This is a genomic window from Mycobacterium heidelbergense (assembly GCF_010730745.1).
In the GTDB taxonomy this organism is placed as follows: Bacteria; Actinomycetota; Actinomycetes; order Mycobacteriales; family Mycobacteriaceae; genus Mycobacterium; species Mycobacterium heidelbergense.
Genome location: NZ_AP022615.1, coordinates 3,017,633 through 3,032,974, shown reverse-complemented (window position 1 = coordinate 3,032,974; position 15,342 = coordinate 3,017,633). Strand labels below are relative to the sequence as shown.

Genomic DNA, 15,342 nt, shown 5'->3' with positions numbered 1-15,342 from the left:
TCGGGTCGGCAGCCCCGCGCTTCCCCGCCGGACTATTCGGCTAACCTAACTTTTTTATTCGAGTCCATGGATCGAGGGTCGATACGTTGGCGCAGGGCACCCAGGCCTCACTCAAGACGAGCTGGTATCTGCTCGGGCCGGCGTTCGTCGCCGCGATCGCCTACGTCGATCCCGGAAACGTGGCGGCCAACGTCAGTTCGGGCACGCAGTTCGGCTATTTGCTGCTATGGGTCATCGTCGCCGCCAACGTGGCGGCGGGCCTCGTGCAGTACCTGTCGGCGAAACTCGGGCTGGTGACCGGGCGGTCGCTGCCCGCGGCGATCGGCAAGCGGATGAGCCGCCCACTCCGGCTGACCTTTTGGGCGCAGGCCGAAATCGTGGCCATGGCGACCGATGTGGCCGAAGTGATCGGCGGGGCCATCGCCTTGCGCATTCTGTTCGGGTTGCCGCTGCCGCTCGGCGGGATCATCACCGGGGTGATCTCGTTACTGCTGCTGGCGATCAAAGACCGCCGCGGGCAGATTCTTTTCGAGCGTGTCATCACGGGCTTGCTGCTCGTCATCGCCGTCGGCTTCGCGGCCAGTTTCTTTGTCGCCACGCCACCGCCCGACGCCGTGGTCGGCGGGTTGGTGCCGCGCTTCCACGGCGCCGAAAGCGTGCTGCTGGCCGCCGCCATCCTGGGCGCCACCGTGATGCCGCACGCGGTGTACATGCACTCGGGCCTGGTCCTGGATCGGCACGGACATCCCGAGCCCGGCCCCGACCGGCGCTGGCTGCTGCGTGTCACCCGCGTGGACGTCGTGTTGGCGATGGCCGTCGCCGGGACGGTGAACGCGGCGATGCTGCTCGTCGCCGCGATCAACCTGCAGGGCCACCCAGAATCCGCGTCCATCGACGGCGCCTACACCGCGATCCACAACACGTTGGGCGCGACGATCGCGGTGCTGTTCGCGGTCGGGCTGCTCGCGTCCGGCTTGGCGTCGTCGTCGGTGGGCGCCTACGCCGGCGCCATGATCATGCAGGGATTGCTCCATCGGTCGGTCCCCATGCTGGTGCGCCGGCTGGTCACACTGTGCCCCGCGGTGGCGATCCTGGCGCTCGGTTTCGACCCGACCCGCGCGCTGGTGTTATCCCAGGTCGTACTGTCCTTCGGCATCCCGTTCGCGGTGCTTCCGCTGGTGAGGCTGACCAGCAAGCGCGACCTGATGGGCAGCGACGCCAACCATCCCGTCACGACGGTGATCGGCTGGGCGGTCGCCATCATGATCAGCCTGTTGAACGTCGTGCTGATCTACCTGACCGCGACCGGCTCAGCGTGAGGCGCCCGACATCACCGGCGCCGGTGGCTCCGGTCCGGCCGTCCCACTCCGTAGCGCGCACGTCGCGCGGTACGGCAGGATGGAGGCGTCGTTGTCCGTGAAAAGGCTCGCGGGGAGTCAACTTGCTTCGAGATCGTGCGCGCCGCCGCGTAAGCAAGCTCCCCCGCCCCGGCGTCAAGACGGTGACCGACTAGATGCCGCGCCGCCGGCATCTCTATTTCGCGTATGGGTCGAATCTGTGCGTCACGCAGATGGCGCTGCGCTGTCCCGGCGCCACCGATCCGCGGCCGGCGGTGCTGTCCGATCACGATTGGCTGATCAACCAGCGCGGCGTCGCCACCGTCGAGCCGTTCGCCGGCAACCAGGTGCACGGGGTGCTCTGGCGGCTTTCCGACGACGACCTGGCGGCGTTGGACGGCGCCGAGGGCGTGCCGGTGCGCTACCGGCGCGACCGGCTGACCGTGCACACCGGCGGCGGGCCGTCGCCGGCCTGGGTCTACGTCGATCACCGGGTGACTCCGGGTCCGCCCCGGCCGGGCTATCTGCCCAGGATCATCGAGGGCGCCGTGCACCACGGGTTGCCGCAACGCTGGATCGACTTCTTGCGCCGCTGGGATCCCGCGCGCTGGCCGCGTCCCGTCTCGGTGAACACCCCAGCGCCACAATCGCTTTCGGCGCTGCTGAGCGAACCCGGAGTGATCGAGGAGAGCCAGCTGCGGTCGCGTTTCGGCTTCCTGGCCATCCATGGCGGCGGCCTGGAGGAAATGACGGACGTCATCGCCGAGCGAGCCGCCGAGGCCGCCGACGCGTCGGTGTACGTGCTGCGCCATCCCGACCGCTATCCGCACCACCTACCGTCGGCCCGGTACGACCCGGATGAGTCGCCGCGGCTCGCCGAGTTCCTCGACCATGTCGACGTCGCGGTCTCGTTGCACGGCTACGGGCGCCTCGGGCGCGGCACACAGCTGCTGGCCGGGGGACGCAACCGCGCGCTGGCGGCCCACCTGGCCCGGCACGTCCGGGTGACCGGCTACCAGGTCGTCACCGACATCGACGACATCCCGCCGGAACTACGGGGCCTCCATCCCGACAACCCGGTGAACCGGGTGCGCAACGGCGGGACGCAGCTGGAACTTTCGGTCCGCGTCAGGGGTCTTAGTCCGCGCAGCCCGCTGCCGGGCGCCGACGGCCTGTCGCCGGTCACCAGCGCCCTGGTGCGGGGCTTGGCGGCCGCGGCCCGTCATTGGTAATTGTCCTTAGTTGGTTGAGCGGAGGTTGTTGGTGGCCAAGGAATTCCGATTCGCGATGAGCATGCGCTTTTTCAAGTCTCGCGAAGCCCTGCTGGAGAAGGCCAAACGGGCCGAAGACGTGGGATTCGACGTTCTGTGTGTGCCCGACCATTTGGGCGCCGCCGCGCCCTTTCCGACGCTGACCGCGGTTGCGATGGTCACCACGAGCATGCGGCTGAGCATGTACGTGCTCAACGCCGCCTTCTACAAACCCGCCCTGCTCGGCAGGGACCTGCAAGCCTTGGACGTGCTCAGCGACGGCCGCCTCGAGGTCGGGCTGGGCACCGGTTACGTTCGGGAAGAATTCGAGGCCGCCGAGCTGCCGTATCCCAGCGCCGGCGCCCGAGTCGACTACCTCGAGCACATGACGAAGTATCTGAAGGAGCATCACCCGACGGTCCCGATCCTCATCGCCGGCAACGGCGACCGCGTGCTGACCCTGGCCGCGCGGCATGCCGACATCATCGGGCTGACCGGCGCCAGGGTGCGCGACGTCGATGACCCGCTGGCCGAACGCGTCCAGTTCGTTCGCGACGCCGCCGGCGATCGCTTTGATCCGCTGGAGCTGAACCTCGCGATCACCGCCGTGCCGGCCGAGGGTGAGACCCTTCCCGACTTGAGCATGACCCGCCGGTACGCTTCAGGCCTGTCCGATGAGGAGATTCTGTCCATGCCGTCGGTGCTCTCCGGAACACCCCGCGAGATGGCCGACACGTTGTCCGGCTATCGCGAAAAATACGGAGTCACGTCCTTTACCGTGCAGGACAACCACATCGGCAACTTCGCGAAGGTCATCGCGGAACTGCGGTGACCGAGTCGCCGCCGACGACGTGGTGCCGGACCCAGCCGGTAAACTCAGCCCGTCCGCCCTCGTAGCTCAGGGGATAGAGCACGGCTCTCCTAAAGCCGGTGTCGCAGGTTCGAATCCTGCCGGGGGCACTCGATGGGCACTCGATGGGGTGTATCGAAGGGGCACTCGATGTAGGTCAGCGGTGGTTTTTTGTTGCCCGCCGACCGACCCTGGCTTGCTGTGGTCGGTGATTTTTTGGCATCAGATGACGCACCGTGGCGGGAGATAGTCAATCAAGCCGCGGCGTCGAGTCGGGAAGTGATGTCGTCCAGGTCTGTCGGGAACGAGCCGCGCAGCGGTTCAGCGTTGTCGCCGCTAATTCGTGCTTCGATGCGCTCAAAGGGACCGCCAGTCTGAGCACCATGCCGAACCAGGGCCAGTCCTAGCGTAGATAGCATATCTTGCGTATCCTGCAGACATGGCTGAAATCCTGGTGGTTGAGCGCATGCCCGTCGGCAGCCGAGGCGCTCGGCGACTCCCGAAGAATCTGCCGTGGGACATCCCCAGCCGCGATCAACTCGAGCAGGCGTTGCAGAACGCCGGACTGGCCATCATCGCGGTCGAAAAAGTCGACGAAGCACCCTCACCGGCTGATCCCGGCTCCGATGACAAGTCTCGGTTGCGTGCCGAGTTGGAGGCTCTGGTCAACGAAGCCGACGAGTCCGAGCTTGCGCGGCTGGAGGAGGCCGTGACGGCATCGCCCGACGACGGCCTCGATGAGCGCTTCTGGGGACCGGCGCCAGACTCGGTGAGCGCAGCCGAGGCAGTCGTTGCCGACCTCACCGACCAGTTCGCGCAGCGACGCGACCTCGCCGCCAACAGCATCGGCAGGGAAGCTGCCGCCGAATTGCTGGGAATCAGCCCGCAGAGCGTCACCGACAAACTCGAATCACGAAAGCTTGTCGGTATCAAGGTGGGCCGTGAATGGCGGCTGCCTCGTTGGCAATTCGACCCGGACAACACCACCGGTGCCCTCCCCGATCTGAACGTCCTACAGGCGGCCTTTGCGGGCGGACCCGTGAGCCTCTCGCGATGGATGATGCGTCCTCACCCCGAATTTGACGGGCGCACCCCGCGCGAGGAAATGATCGCGAACGGAAGTGCATCGGTCATCAAGGTCGCGCGCAACCTGACCGCGGCCGGATGGTAAGAAAGCTCGGCCTACCCTCACACCCGCTGCCTAAAGCGAAACGAGTCTGGCGTGGAACCCACCGGCCGCCTCAGAACGCTGGTGGTGGTGTCGCGTCTATCACCAGGGCAAGTACACACCCGACGGTGTTACCTTCCGGCGATACGGGCCAACGGCGCGGTTCGACCACCACCTGCCCGCAGACCCTCCGGCCGTTGACTCGACGGGCCGACGAGTCCTCTACGTCGGCGAGGACTTGGCAACTTCGGCATGCGAAGTATTCGGCGACGCGGGCATCGCCTCGATCTGCCCCAACTACCGGGTTGCCATCATCGCCCCCACCACCCCCCTGGCGATGTTCAACCTTGCAGCAAAAGGCGCGGCCATGGCGATCGGCGCGCTGCCGGCTCTCGGCGACGGCAACGAAGCCCGCTCATTAACGCAGCAGTGGGCCCGCGCCATCTACGAGGACCACCCCGCTGGACCTGAAATCACCGGCATTCATTACCGATCGGGCTACAACGGCGGCGAGGCACTCGCACTATGGGACTGCGACGCCGACGTCGAAGTCGCGCGCGACGGTGGCGGCCATCAACAAGACATCGCGCTCGACGATCCACGAATCCTTCCACGACTACAGGTACAGCTACGCCGACGCCAAATCAGCATCACCACAGTGGCTTCCAGCGAATGCAATGAGTGCAAGAAAGAAGCACTCGCCCCCTGACACCACCGCCTCGTACCCTACGACGTACTCGCCGAACAGCACGGCACCCTGCCGGCGCCGAATGTAAGTACATGAGGTCCAACGGCGTAGCGGCGCGCTGCGCGAGCACGACGCCAAACACCGACGCACCGGTGCTGCTCCGAGATATGCTGTTCCACAGCATATCTCGCATAATAATTGCGATTTATCTATGAATAATTGATCACCTCCGTAGCGCTTACCACCATGCGCGCCAGCGCTGGAGCGATACGAATCGGCGTCGTCCACGTCATGCGGCCTGCGTATTGTGTATTTAGGTGGTCGTCAAGTACTTTGGTGACGTTGCACTTTTAGCCTAGGGCTCATCATCCGCCGTATCGCTTGCTGATCTTTCGCCTTTTCTCGCGCGGTACGTAGATCCTCTTGAGGTGTTCGCCAACCCGACTGGCGAAAGATCCCAGCGCCAGAAGGTAACTCGCGACAAACTCGTAGGTGTAGCCCGCTTCCATCAGTTTGTCGATTGGACCAAAGTAGCCGTGTGCGAAGAATGGCTCTCGGTCGCGGTGGTAACCGTTGTATCCGGCCCGCTCCAAATCGTTCAGAGTTTCGTGAATTTCGGCAGGTACGCCGGGGTGACGTTCTCGCGTAACGAAATTGAGCGCCTTCGTCGCGGCAGCCCAACCCTCCATGTGCCCCGGCGCATGTTCAACAACGCCGATCACCTGTCTGTCAGCCAGCCGAATCGCCCGCTCAAGGATTTCGAGGTCGGGCACGAAAGCCAACACCGGGCCGCCCGATTCGCCGTGCTTGCCCTTGCGGCTCCCAACGTTCTTGTTGGCCACATACGACTGTGGGTGCTTGCCGCCCCAGTTCAGGTCACCCTTGTACGGCAGCACGAGGGCACGGCGGTCGTAGTTCTTGCCGTTGTCGTGCAGCCAGCGGGCCATCGTGCCGACGCATCGATCTAGGTCGCCGCCGCATGGCAGCCACGCGGCGCCAACTGGCTCGCACGCGTACAGCGATGACATAGCGCCTCCTTCCCGCGTTCGCGGCGCGCCCATCTTCCCAGCGACCGCCGACAAGTCTGCGGATGCCACGCCGCCGAGCTGCGCCAGGGCCGTGTGTCGAACGATGGTTGTTAGCCGAGTCGCGGGCTACCGCTACTAACCCCTGAGGCTCGCGCATGAAGGATTCGTGCCGGCAGAGTGGGCGACAGTCGACTTCAAATGCGCCGACGACGGACGACCCCGCGAAACCCCGCAGTTATGGAACTCAAGGCTTATGGCGTTACCGCCCCAGAGGCGGCGTGGCAAAACCCAAGTCATTGACTGCGATACCCCATCTTCTACCTCAGGCACATCGGCGGCGTCCGTGGACTGAGGAACTGGATCCGACTTGATCATCAACACGAGCTATCGGCCCGATTACCAACGCAATATAGGTACCCTTGAAGGGTAGCGATGGTTTGTTCAGCTCCTTCGGCCTGCTCAACGGTTTGTTGAACACGCTCGCGCCTGGTCTCGCCAATCAAATCGTCGTTCCTGGTGCGGTCAATATCATGAGTGGCGGCAGTCTCGCGACTGCATTCCAGGGGCTCACGAATCAGCTGATCAATGGCTGGCCATCCCTGAGTCCTGTCATCGGCGACATTAGCGCTGGATTGACGCAGTTGTTGCAAAGCATTCCGTCAGTGCTATCGAATCTCCCGTCGATGTTGGGTAACTTCGCCGGAGCGTTGGCAAGCAATGTTGGGTCATTGATCGCAGCGCTCCTCAAGTTGCTCTGAATCCGTGATGGTCGCCGATGCGAGCCGGTGACCACCGATGGCGGTTGGTCCCCTTCCCAAGAAGGGGACCAACCGCCGTGTACGCCCAACATAGGCATTCGCTAGGAGGCGTGAGTCCTCTTGCAGGAGAAGGTGATTAACTCTTAGCTAAGGCAACTACATCACCGTGAGGTGGGGCGGGAAGGAAAGCCGGAGACGAAATCCTGCACCGAGGGATACGAACCGCGTACGAGGCATGTCGGTCGGGGTGCCCAGTAGCGGGTTGGTCAAGTCCGTCGCGCCGAGGCAGCTGGCGGTCCTTGAGGTACCCCCGGAGCACGACTACGGCAGCACGGTGTGCATCAGCATCACGTCGTAGGCCGACCACAGCGACAGGTTGAAGTACAGGTCGCGACCCGACGACCAGGGATGGATCATCGGCGCGTAGATGCCGCCGGGCATCTGGAACGACGACACGAGCGGTTGCTCCGGGCTCCACGGTCCTTGCGGGGTCGGCGCAGTCCTGGCCACGACGTCGTTGCTGCCACCGTTGGTGTACAGCACCAGGTATTGCTTCAGATAGTTGTTGTACTGGGCCGACATTTCGCCGACGGGGCCCGGGAAAATCGGCGTCGCCGCCCCCGGATTGGCCGGGACCCACCGCCCGCCGTCGTCGCCGTTCCAGTACTGGTACTTGGACAGGTCCGGCAGCTGGTTCGGGGTAACTCGCGACAGGAACGCCGCGCCGCCGCGCCCGGATGGAGTTCCGAACTGGTAGATGTAGCCGTCGTTACCCTTCATGAACGCGCCCATTTGGAAATTTTCGTTCCCCGGCGTGAACCCGGCTCCCGGGATGGCGTCCGCCGAAGCCGTGCGGATGCTGGTGGGGAAGATCCCCCAGTTCTGGCCGTTGTCGTTGGACCTGGCGATCGCCGAGTAGTTCGTCGACCATTCGCCGTCGCGACCCCACTGCCTGATGGACATGTAGCTCATGTACTGGGTTCTGCCGAGGGAGATCGCGGCGGTCGGAATGATTCCCGTCTCGTGCGACGCCTTGTGAATGGTGTTGACGACCTGTTTGGACAGGCCGTTCGTCCACACCGGCGAGCCCGAGTACTTGTCGTTGGGCACCCCGTCGGCCACGTGGATTCCGTGCGACAAGTCATGATCGGAACTGCGGAACAAGACGTTGTATCGCCATTCTTGACCGTGGACCTTGCAGTAGCCGAATGTGTCACCAAAGGCCATGAGGATCTGATGGTTGGCGGGATCGCCGTTGTCCCAGGCGATTCCGAGGTCGGTCCCGGAGATGCCGAAACGTTGCAGGGTCTTATTCGGGCCGTTCGGTCCGGTCACCCAGTCAACGAGCGATGTCGGTGCCCCCGCGATCGAGTCGGGAGGCGGTGGTGCCGGTTGCGCTGCCGGCTGTGGTGCCGGCTGCGGATGAACGGGCGCCGCATCCGGCTGCAACTGGGTGGCGTTCGGCGACTGCGGGAAGCCCGGCGCGGGAGGGTTCGGCCCGGGCGGTGGAACCACCCCCGCCTGAGGTTGTATCGGTGCGGAGTATCGCTGGGCCCCCGCGCCCGGCCTGATTAGGGAAGAGATCAGCGGACCCAACTTGGGCAATGGCGCCTGGTCATTCGTGTGGGAGGGCCTGCGCCCAGTCGGTGGCTGGACGACCGGTTGGGGCGCCGGCATCGGCGGGGGGGCGGCCGGAGGTTCCACGTTCGCTTCGGGGGCGCCGCAAGGCGTGGCGTTCGCCGATGGCGCGGGGCCTATCGCAACAAAAAAACCGATGGCGGTCATCGACGCCACCGATAGCGACAGGACTCGAAAAATCGCCGTCAATGTCACACCCTTCCAGGAGCAGGCCGTCGCATTGACGTCTGCAGTTGGCTTATGTGACGATAGTGATTCACGTGGCTAATGTGACTAGTGATCTGCGGATAGGTACGCATCCGTGACCGTGTCGCAACGCACCGGTTTCAGCGCAAGTGCGCGCGCCGGAAGCTGACCACACTCGGCGGGGCCACGAAACCTGTTGGCCGACAGCGGCTATCGCTGCACGTTTTCCGGACAGCCGCCACGACCCGACGATCGTGGCCGCGGCGAGACATGGACCCGAGCCGACCGAGCTTGTCGAGGGCGCCGCCAAACGGTTCGGCGAGCCCTGAACAGCGCAAAAGGCGAGTTCACGTAGGTCAGCGCCGGCCCTTAACGTCGACCGCGAAGGCCGAGTCAGCATGTTTGTCGACCGCCCCCGGCGGCAATGTTGCAAAAGAGGTGGGATGCGTCGGCCGGCCGAGGCGCCCACCAGGTCCCGTCGGTTCAGCCCGAGAGCCGACGGGGCCGCCTCCTTCATGCCCCTCGGCGGCCGGATACGGCCGAAATGGGTGCGCCCTCCCCGAGTAGCGTGCCGCGTATGGATGCCTCGCCAGGCGTGACGATGTGGCCCGAACCCCACCGCCGGACAACGCACTGGCCCCCGAGGTTGGCGTCGATCGGCGCCATACGCTTCGCCCGCCGCTCGTCGAACTTCGAAGAAACCGTGCGGTTTTACCGCGACCTGGTGGGGCTGCCGCTCTACGAAACGTTCGAGGCCAGCTACGGCAGCAACGGTGCCATATTCGGCCTGCCCAGCTGGAACCTGACACTGGAAATCGTCGAGTCGGTCGATCCCGTCGCCGTGGACCACCACGAACAGCTGTGCCTGTACTTCCCCGACGAGCAGGCGCAGCACGCCGCGATCGCGCGCCTTCGGGCGGCGGGGATGGCGGCCATCGAGCAGCACCCGTATTGGGAAGCGGCGGGTTCGGTCACCTATCGCGACCCCGACGGCCGCGAGGTCGTGTTCGCGCCCTTCGTGTTCGGCGTCAACGAACCCGAGGACAGCGCCAACTCGGGGAAGCACGAATTCCCGCCGGCATCGGACCTCACCGGCTGAATCGGCCGGAAGCCGCCGCGACAATCACCGCCGTAGCCGAGCATGCCACCGCACCCACGGCGCCGACCGCGCCGACGTAGAGCCCGTATTCCGCCGACACCGGCGGGTTGACGTTGAGCTTGTAGTACCACACCGTCAGCCCCACGATGAGCAGCGAAATGACCAGCGCGGCAATCGAAGCCAGCTTGACCGACAGGCCACGGCCCACCATCGCGCCGGCCACCAGCAGCGTCGACGACAGCAGCACGATCAGCTGGCCCGCACCGAACCCCCGCGGTAGCACCAGGTTGCCGTGGGTGCCGCCGATGGCGTTGGCCCAGCCCCCGCCGTTGACCGCCGTCGTCAGCCACGGCATCCAGGCGCTGGCCGAAATGAGCAGGGCGAAAAACGCCACCAGCCACCCAGGGCGCAGCCGCCGAGTCATGGTTGCGAGATTAGCCGACGTAGCCGTGGGCCCGTGTGACCGAACGTCGCGCTAGCGTGGCGAGACCGCTGGCGGTCTCGCTGGAGGTTCGTCGGGCCGCTGTTGGCTGGGGCATCGAGACTGCGGTGGTTGCGGCGCCCGAGGCGAAAAACCAGCCCTGAACGCAGGCTCGATGCCGCCAGCGCAGACTCGGCGCCGCCAGCCGGAAAACTCATCGGCCGAATCGGTCAGCGGCCGCCACGATCCCCGTTCATGCGCGGGTCGGGCCGGGTGAACACCGTGACGAAGTTCTGCAACGATTCCTTGATGTCGCCGCGCAACGCGGCGGCGACGATCATGCCGATCGGCCCGAACAGCGCCGGGCCGCCGAGATGCACGTCGAAGCTGACGACGGAGCCGTCGTTTTTGGGCTGAACCTTCGCCATCAGCTTGACCTTGACGCCGCCGACGCCGTCGCCGTTGAGCGTCATGCCTTCCGGCGGCTTGTAGCGCACGACCGTCCACCTGATCCGGTTGTACATGCCCTTGACCTCGACGATCGACTCGACGACCGTGCCCTTTTCGATGTCGTCGGGCAGCTGGCTGCGCCACACCCGGTGGATGGTCAGCCAATCCTTGTACCGGGACAGGTCCGAGGCATGCTGCCAGGCCACCTCGGGGGCCAGCGGTACGTCGATAGATCCCGATAGCTTCGCCATGCGCTCAGTTCCGCTTGTCGTCCGCTGCCGCGGATCCCGCGGCCTCTTGCACCCTGTGGATGGTGTCGGAGTACGTGCCCACCCTCGCGTCCCCTTCCCGAGAATCCCCGGAAATCCTACTTGGCGGCTCCCCCGGGCTCCCGCCACAACCTTGGCCGCACGCCCAGCATCCTGGCCCGGATCCACCAGGTCGCCTCGATCGCCGCGGCGCCGAGCACACCGATTCCCAGCGCGGCCGATGTCACCACGATATTCGACGGGTCGAGCAGGAACTTCCGCTGAGCCAGCGGGACGCTGAAAATCACCACGTAGGCCAGCGCCGAGAAAACTACCAGCGCCACCCGCCACCACTGGTAGGGACGGGCCGCGACGGCGAGCACCCAGAGCGCGGTCGCCAGCAGCGTGATCAGCGCCGCGGTCGACGCCTGGTCCTGCTGCTGAAACGTGGCATGACGGCCGTGGTAGGCCACTAGGTAGGAGACGAAGGTCGCGGTGCCGACGATGAGCCCGGACGGCAGCGCGGAACTCAACACTCGGCGCACAAAGCCCGGGTAGGCGCGTTCGTTGTTGGGTGCCAGCGACAGGATGAACGACGGGATCCCGATGGTGAACCAGGCCGCGATGGTGACGTGGATCGGCTGGAACGGATACAGCAGGGGGTCGACCTTGAGCGGCTTGGACAACAGGCATTCGGTGCCGACGAGCACCGCCAGCAACACCGAGTACACCGTCTTGGTGAGGAACAGGCTGGCGACCCGCTCGATGTTCCCGATCACCCGGCGGCCCTCGCCCACGACATACGGCAGCGTGGCAAACCTGTTGTCCAGCAGGACGATCTGTGCCACCGCGCGGGACGCCGGGCTGCCCGCCCCCATCGCGACGCCGATGTCGGCATCCTTGAGTGCGAGCACATCGTTGACGCCGTCGCCGGTCATCGCCACGCTGTGGCCGTGCGATTGCAGGGCGCGCACGATGGCGCGTTTCTGGTCGGGCCGCACCCGGCCGAAGGTCGTGTAGGACTCCAGCGCGCCGGCCAATTCGGCCGGGTCGGTGGGCAGTTGGCGGGCATCCATCGTGTCGCCACTCAGGCCGAGCCTGCTCGCGACGGCACCGACCGACACCGCATTGTCGCCGGAGATCACCTTGACCGAAACATCCTGGGCAGCAAAATAATCCAGGGTTGCGCGGGCGTCGGGACGCACCTTCTGCTCGAGCACCACCAGCGCGACGGGGGTGACCCGGCCCGGCACTTCCGGGTGATCCACGGCCATGTCGGCGCGACCCAACAGCAGCACCCGCAGCCCTTGGGCTCCGATCCGCTCGGCGCGCTCGGCGGCCGCCGACGACGGATCGAGCAGCACGTCGGGCGCACCGATCACCCAGTCGCCGTGACCGCGGTAGGACACGCCGCTCCACTTGGTGGCCGACTTGAAAGGTGCTGTGGCAGTTGCGGTCCAGCCCGGCGGCCGATTATAGGTTTCGGCGATCGCCCGCATGCTGGCATTGGGACGCGCGTCGGCCGCCGCCAGCGAGGCCAGCACGTCGGCGACCGTCTCCGCTGGCGCGGCCCGTGCCCCGATTTCGGAGACCTCGGAAACCCGCATACCGTTTTCGGTCAGGGTTCCGGTCTTGTCCGCGCACACCACGTCGACGCGCGCCAGCCCCTCGATGGCGGGCAATTCCTGCACCAGGCATCGGCGTTGACCGAGCCGGACGACGCCGACAGCGAACGCGACCGACGTCAGCAGGACCAGCCCTTCGGGCACCATGGGCACCAGCGCGCCCACCGTCCGCAGCACGGACTGCCGCCACCCCGCGTGCGTGGTGAACAACTGCGTGTAGATCGTCAGCAGGCCGGCCGGCACCAACAGGTAGGTGACGAACTGAAGGATTCGGTTAATCCCATTCCGCAGTTCGGATTTCACCAGGGTGAACTTGCTGGCCTCCGCGGCGAGCTGGGCGGCGTAGGCCTGCGGGCCGACCTTGGTGGCGCGATAGGCGCCGATGCCCGCGACGACGAAGCTTCCCGACATCACCGCGTCGCCGGGGGCCTTGGCGATGGGGTCGGCCTCGCCGGTCAGCAGCGATTCGTCGACCTCTAGGTTCTCCCCCTCGACGATCTCGCCGTCGACGACGACCTGGTCCCCTGGGCCGAGCTCGATGATGTCGTCGAGCACGACCTCGCCGGGCAACAACGTGCGAGTTCCGGATTGCCTGCGCACCAAGGGTTTCGCCTGCCCGACGATCGCCAGCTTGTCCAGCGTCTGCTTGGCCCGGATCTCCTGGACCATGCCGATGACGCTGTTGGCGACGATGAGCAGGCCGAACAACCCGTTGATCACCGAGCCGGTCGCCAGCACGATCATCAGCAACACGCCCAGGATCGCGTTGATGCGGGTGAAGACGTTGGCCCGGACGATCGCCGCGGTGCTACGGGTGGCGCGGTCCGGAACGGCGTTGCCCTTGCCTTCGGCGACCCGCTGTGCCACCTCGGCGTCGGCCAGTCCCCGGTTCATCGGGTGAAGGTTCCCAGCTTGTCGGAGTCGAAGTACTCCAGGTTCAGCGTGGCGCCGGGGAACCCGGAGAACACGGCCTTGGAAATCGTTCCGGGCGGTGCGTTTTCGTCGGTCACGGTGAACGTGAAGGTGTCACCGTCCCAGGCGATGACGTTGTCGCTGACCTCGTGCGCCACCACCGTCGCGCCGATCGATTTCGACACCGAGGCCAACTGGAAGACGGTGTCGGCGTCGACCTTGTTGTCCTGTGCGCCGCCCTTGGTTGCGTCCCTGACACCGAAGCCCTTGGCATACACCGTCTTTCCGCCGTGGACAATCGCCACCGCCATCCCCGGGATGCCGGTGCTTTTCATCAGGTCACCGACGAGGCCGTCGACCTTGGCTATGGCCTCGTCGATGCGGCCGGCGGGGATCTCCAGGCCGGAGAACTCGTTCGGCGGTGCGTCAGATAGCCCGGACGACGGGCCGGCCACGGGCCCACATCCCGTCAACGCGAGCAGGGCCACCGCGACAGCGGCCGTCGCCGCGCGTTTGGTCATGGCGGAACTGTAACGTGGCGGGGCATCCGGCCAGCGGAAATCAGAGCCGCCACCACGGGTTGAATCCGCGCGGCGCGCCGGGATCGATGCGTTGACCGGGCGCGGGCACCGCCACATCGACCTGAGCAGGCGTGGCGGCCGCGAGCAGGCGCTCGACCGGCTCGGCCCACGGGTGGGGGGCCAACCGGAACGTGCCCCAGTGGACCGGCACCAGCAGTCCCGACCCGGGATCGGTGACGTCAAGATGCGCCCGAACCGCCTCCTCGGGATTCATGTGGACGTCGGGCCATGCCGTGTTGTAGGCCCCGATGGGCAGCAGGGTCAGGTCGAACGGCCCGTGGTCGGCGCCGATCTGCGTGAAGCTCTTGGTGTAGCCGGTGTCGCCGCCGAAGTAAGCGCGATGGCTGGGACCACGAAAGACCCAGGACGCCCAGAGCGTGTTGTTGCGATCGAAGAAGCGGCCCGAAAAGTGCCGCGCCGGCACGCAGACCACGGTGAGCTCGCCGAGCCTGGTGGCCTGGTGCCAGTCGAGTTCGACGATGCGATCCTCGGGTATTCCCCACGCCCGCAGGTGGGCACCGACTCCCAGCGGCACGACGAACGGGGCCCGCTGGGTGCGGGCCAGCGCGATGACGGTGTCGATATCGAGGTGGTCGTAATGGTCATGGCTGATCACCACCGCATCCACGGCGGGCAGGCCTTCCAGTTGCACCGGCGGCGGATGCAGCCGTTGCGGTCCCACGATGTCCGACGGCGAGCATCGGTCGCTCCACACGGGGTCGGTGAGCACGCGGTAGCCGTCGATTTCCAGCAGCGCCGTCGAGTGGCCGAACCAGCTGACGGCCAGGCGGTCGGGATCACCGTCGGCGATTTCCGGCGCCGCCAACGGGATTGGCGCCGACGGCCGGCTCCCGCCGCGTCCACCCACGAGTTCCCACGCGATGAGCCGCAATTGCTCGCGATCCATCCGGTAGATCGAGGCGGGGTCGAGGTTGACGAACTTGCCGTCGGAATGGTGTGGCGAGCGCTCCGTCACCGCCCGGATCGACGCGGGGGAGGCACCCAGGGCGGCCGGCGCGCCGTGTAGCGCGCGCAACAACCAGCTCACCGCCGCCAGCCAGGCCGTGCCGGCGGCCAGTCGCAGCGCCCCCCGGAGCATGCCG

At 66.0% G+C, this 15,342-nt stretch carries 13 protein-coding genes, 1 tRNA gene and 1 pseudogene; 8 read left to right on the top strand and 7 right to left on the bottom strand.

All coding sequences use genetic code 11. The features are described 5' to 3' along the window. Positions 1 to 56: 56 nt before the first annotated feature. The 6 genes from G6N25_RS14405 (at position 57) to G6N25_RS14380 (ending at position 5,314) form a co-directional block, all read left to right on the top strand. Positions 57 to 1,319, top strand: a complete 1,263-nt coding sequence (locus G6N25_RS14405) for an Nramp family divalent metal transporter (protein ID WP_232065953.1) — start codon at positions 57 to 59, stop codon at positions 1,317 to 1,319. Positions 1,320 to 1,513: 194 nt separating this feature from the next. Next, entirely contained in the window at positions 1,514 to 2,569 is a 1,056-nt protein-coding gene (locus G6N25_RS14400) for a poly-gamma-glutamate hydrolase family protein (protein WP_083075959.1), read from the top strand. 25 nt (positions 2,570 to 2,594) lie between these two features. Beyond that, positions 2,595 to 3,419: an LLM class F420-dependent oxidoreductase gene (locus tag G6N25_RS14395; RefSeq protein ID WP_083075960.1), complete on the top strand. Its 825-nt coding sequence runs from the start codon at positions 2,595 to 2,597 to the stop codon at positions 3,417 to 3,419. A gap of 55 nt (positions 3,420 to 3,474) precedes the next feature. Further along, positions 3,475 to 3,547, top strand: a tRNA-Arg gene (locus G6N25_RS14390). Between the two features lie 329 nt (positions 3,548 to 3,876). Next, the gene (locus tag G6N25_RS14385; protein ID WP_083075961.1) at positions 3,877 to 4,608 is read left to right on the top strand and encodes an antitoxin Xre/MbcA/ParS toxin-binding domain-containing protein; all 732 of its coding nucleotides are present in this window, start codon (positions 3,877 to 3,879) and stop codon (positions 4,606 to 4,608) included. 46 nt (positions 4,609 to 4,654) lie between these two features. Further along, the gene (locus G6N25_RS14380) at positions 4,655 to 5,314 is read left to right on the top strand and encodes an RES family NAD+ phosphorylase (RefSeq protein WP_232065952.1); all 660 of its coding nucleotides are present in this window, start codon (positions 4,655 to 4,657) and stop codon (positions 5,312 to 5,314) included. Between the two features lie 344 nt (positions 5,315 to 5,658). Here G6N25_RS14380 and G6N25_RS14375 read toward each other — a convergent pair whose 3' ends face one another. After that, on the bottom strand, positions 5,659 to 6,321 hold the full coding sequence (locus tag G6N25_RS14375; protein WP_142272791.1) for a hypothetical protein: 663 nt from the start codon (positions 6,319 to 6,321) through the stop codon (positions 5,659 to 5,661). A 419-nt stretch (positions 6,322 to 6,740) separates the two neighbouring features. Here G6N25_RS14375 and G6N25_RS14370 point away from each other — a divergent pair, with 419 nt between their 5' ends. Continuing rightward, positions 6,741 to 7,079, top strand: coding sequence for a hypothetical protein (locus tag G6N25_RS14370; protein ID WP_083075963.1), 339 nt, complete (start codon positions 6,741 to 6,743; stop codon positions 7,077 to 7,079). A gap of 321 nt (positions 7,080 to 7,400) precedes the next feature. Here the strand turns inward: G6N25_RS14370 and G6N25_RS14365 are convergent, their stop codons facing one another. After that, complete coding sequence (locus G6N25_RS14365; RefSeq protein ID WP_142272792.1) at positions 7,401 to 8,864, bottom strand: DUF4185 domain-containing protein; 1,464 nt, start codon at positions 8,862 to 8,864, stop codon at positions 7,401 to 7,403. 616 nt (positions 8,865 to 9,480) lie between these two features. Here G6N25_RS14365 and G6N25_RS14360 point away from each other — a divergent pair. After that, positions 9,481 to 10,002, top strand: a complete 522-nt coding sequence (locus tag G6N25_RS14360) for a VOC family protein (protein ID WP_232065803.1) — start codon at positions 9,481 to 9,483, stop codon at positions 10,000 to 10,002. Here the strand turns inward: G6N25_RS14360 and G6N25_RS14355 are convergent. From G6N25_RS14355 to G6N25_RS14335, 5 genes and pseudogenes are all read right to left on the bottom strand, one after another. After that, entirely contained in the window at positions 9,992 to 10,426 is a 435-nt protein-coding gene (locus tag G6N25_RS14355; protein WP_083075964.1) for a hypothetical protein, read from the bottom strand. The two genes, G6N25_RS14360 and G6N25_RS14355, sit on opposite strands and share 11 nt — an antisense overlap. Positions 10,427 to 10,653: 227 nt before the next feature. Beyond that, positions 10,654 to 11,124 (bottom strand): type II toxin-antitoxin system Rv0910 family toxin, encoded by a 471-nt coding sequence (locus G6N25_RS14350; RefSeq protein WP_083075965.1) that lies wholly within the window; start codon positions 11,122 to 11,124, stop codon positions 10,654 to 10,656. A gap of 116 nt (positions 11,125 to 11,240) precedes the next feature. After that, positions 11,241 to 13,640, bottom strand: a complete 2,400-nt coding sequence (locus G6N25_RS14345; protein ID WP_083075966.1) for a cation-translocating P-type ATPase — start codon at positions 13,638 to 13,640, stop codon at positions 11,241 to 11,243. A 137-nt stretch (positions 13,641 to 13,777) separates the two neighbouring features. Then, positions 13,778 to 14,179 (bottom strand): annotated as a pseudogene (locus tag G6N25_RS14340) (serine hydrolase domain-containing protein); the annotation flags it as partial. 40 nt (positions 14,180 to 14,219) lie between these two features. Further along, positions 14,220 to 15,338 carry an MBL fold metallo-hydrolase gene (locus tag G6N25_RS14335; protein WP_083075967.1) on the bottom strand — a complete coding sequence of 373 codons (1,119 nt, stop codon included), beginning with the start codon at positions 15,336 to 15,338 and terminating at the stop codon, positions 14,220 to 14,222. Positions 15,339 to 15,342: the final 4 nt, after the last annotated feature.

Coding starts and splice junctions, on each gene's coding strand:
- G6N25_RS14400 (WP_083075959.1), top strand. CDS start 1,514: ATGCCGCGCCGCCGGCATCTCTATTTCGCGTATGGGTCGAATCTGTGC.
- G6N25_RS14385 (WP_083075961.1), top strand. CDS start 3,877: ATGGCTGAAATCCTGGTGGTTGAGCGCATGCCCGTCGGCAGCCGAGGC.
- G6N25_RS14375 (WP_142272791.1), bottom strand. CDS start 6,321: ATGTCATCGCTGTACGCGTGCGAGCCAGTTGGCGCCGCGTGGCTGCCA.
- G6N25_RS14365 (WP_142272792.1), bottom strand. CDS start 8,864: ATGACCGCCATCGGTTTTTTTGTTGCGATAGGCCCCGCGCCATCGGCG.
- G6N25_RS14360 (WP_232065803.1), top strand. CDS start 9,481: ATGGATGCCTCGCCAGGCGTGACGATGTGGCCCGAACCCCACCGCCGG.
- G6N25_RS14355 (WP_083075964.1), bottom strand. CDS start 10,426: ATGACTCGGCGGCTGCGCCCTGGGTGGCTGGTGGCGTTTTTCGCCCTG.
- G6N25_RS14350 (WP_083075965.1), bottom strand. CDS start 11,124: ATGGCGAAGCTATCGGGATCTATCGACGTACCGCTGGCCCCCGAGGTG.
- G6N25_RS14345 (WP_083075966.1), bottom strand. CDS start 13,640: ATGAACCGGGGACTGGCCGACGCCGAGGTGGCACAGCGGGTCGCCGAA.
- G6N25_RS14335 (WP_083075967.1), bottom strand. CDS start 15,338: ATGCTCCGGGGGGCGCTGCGACTGGCCGCCGGCACGGCCTGGCTGGCG.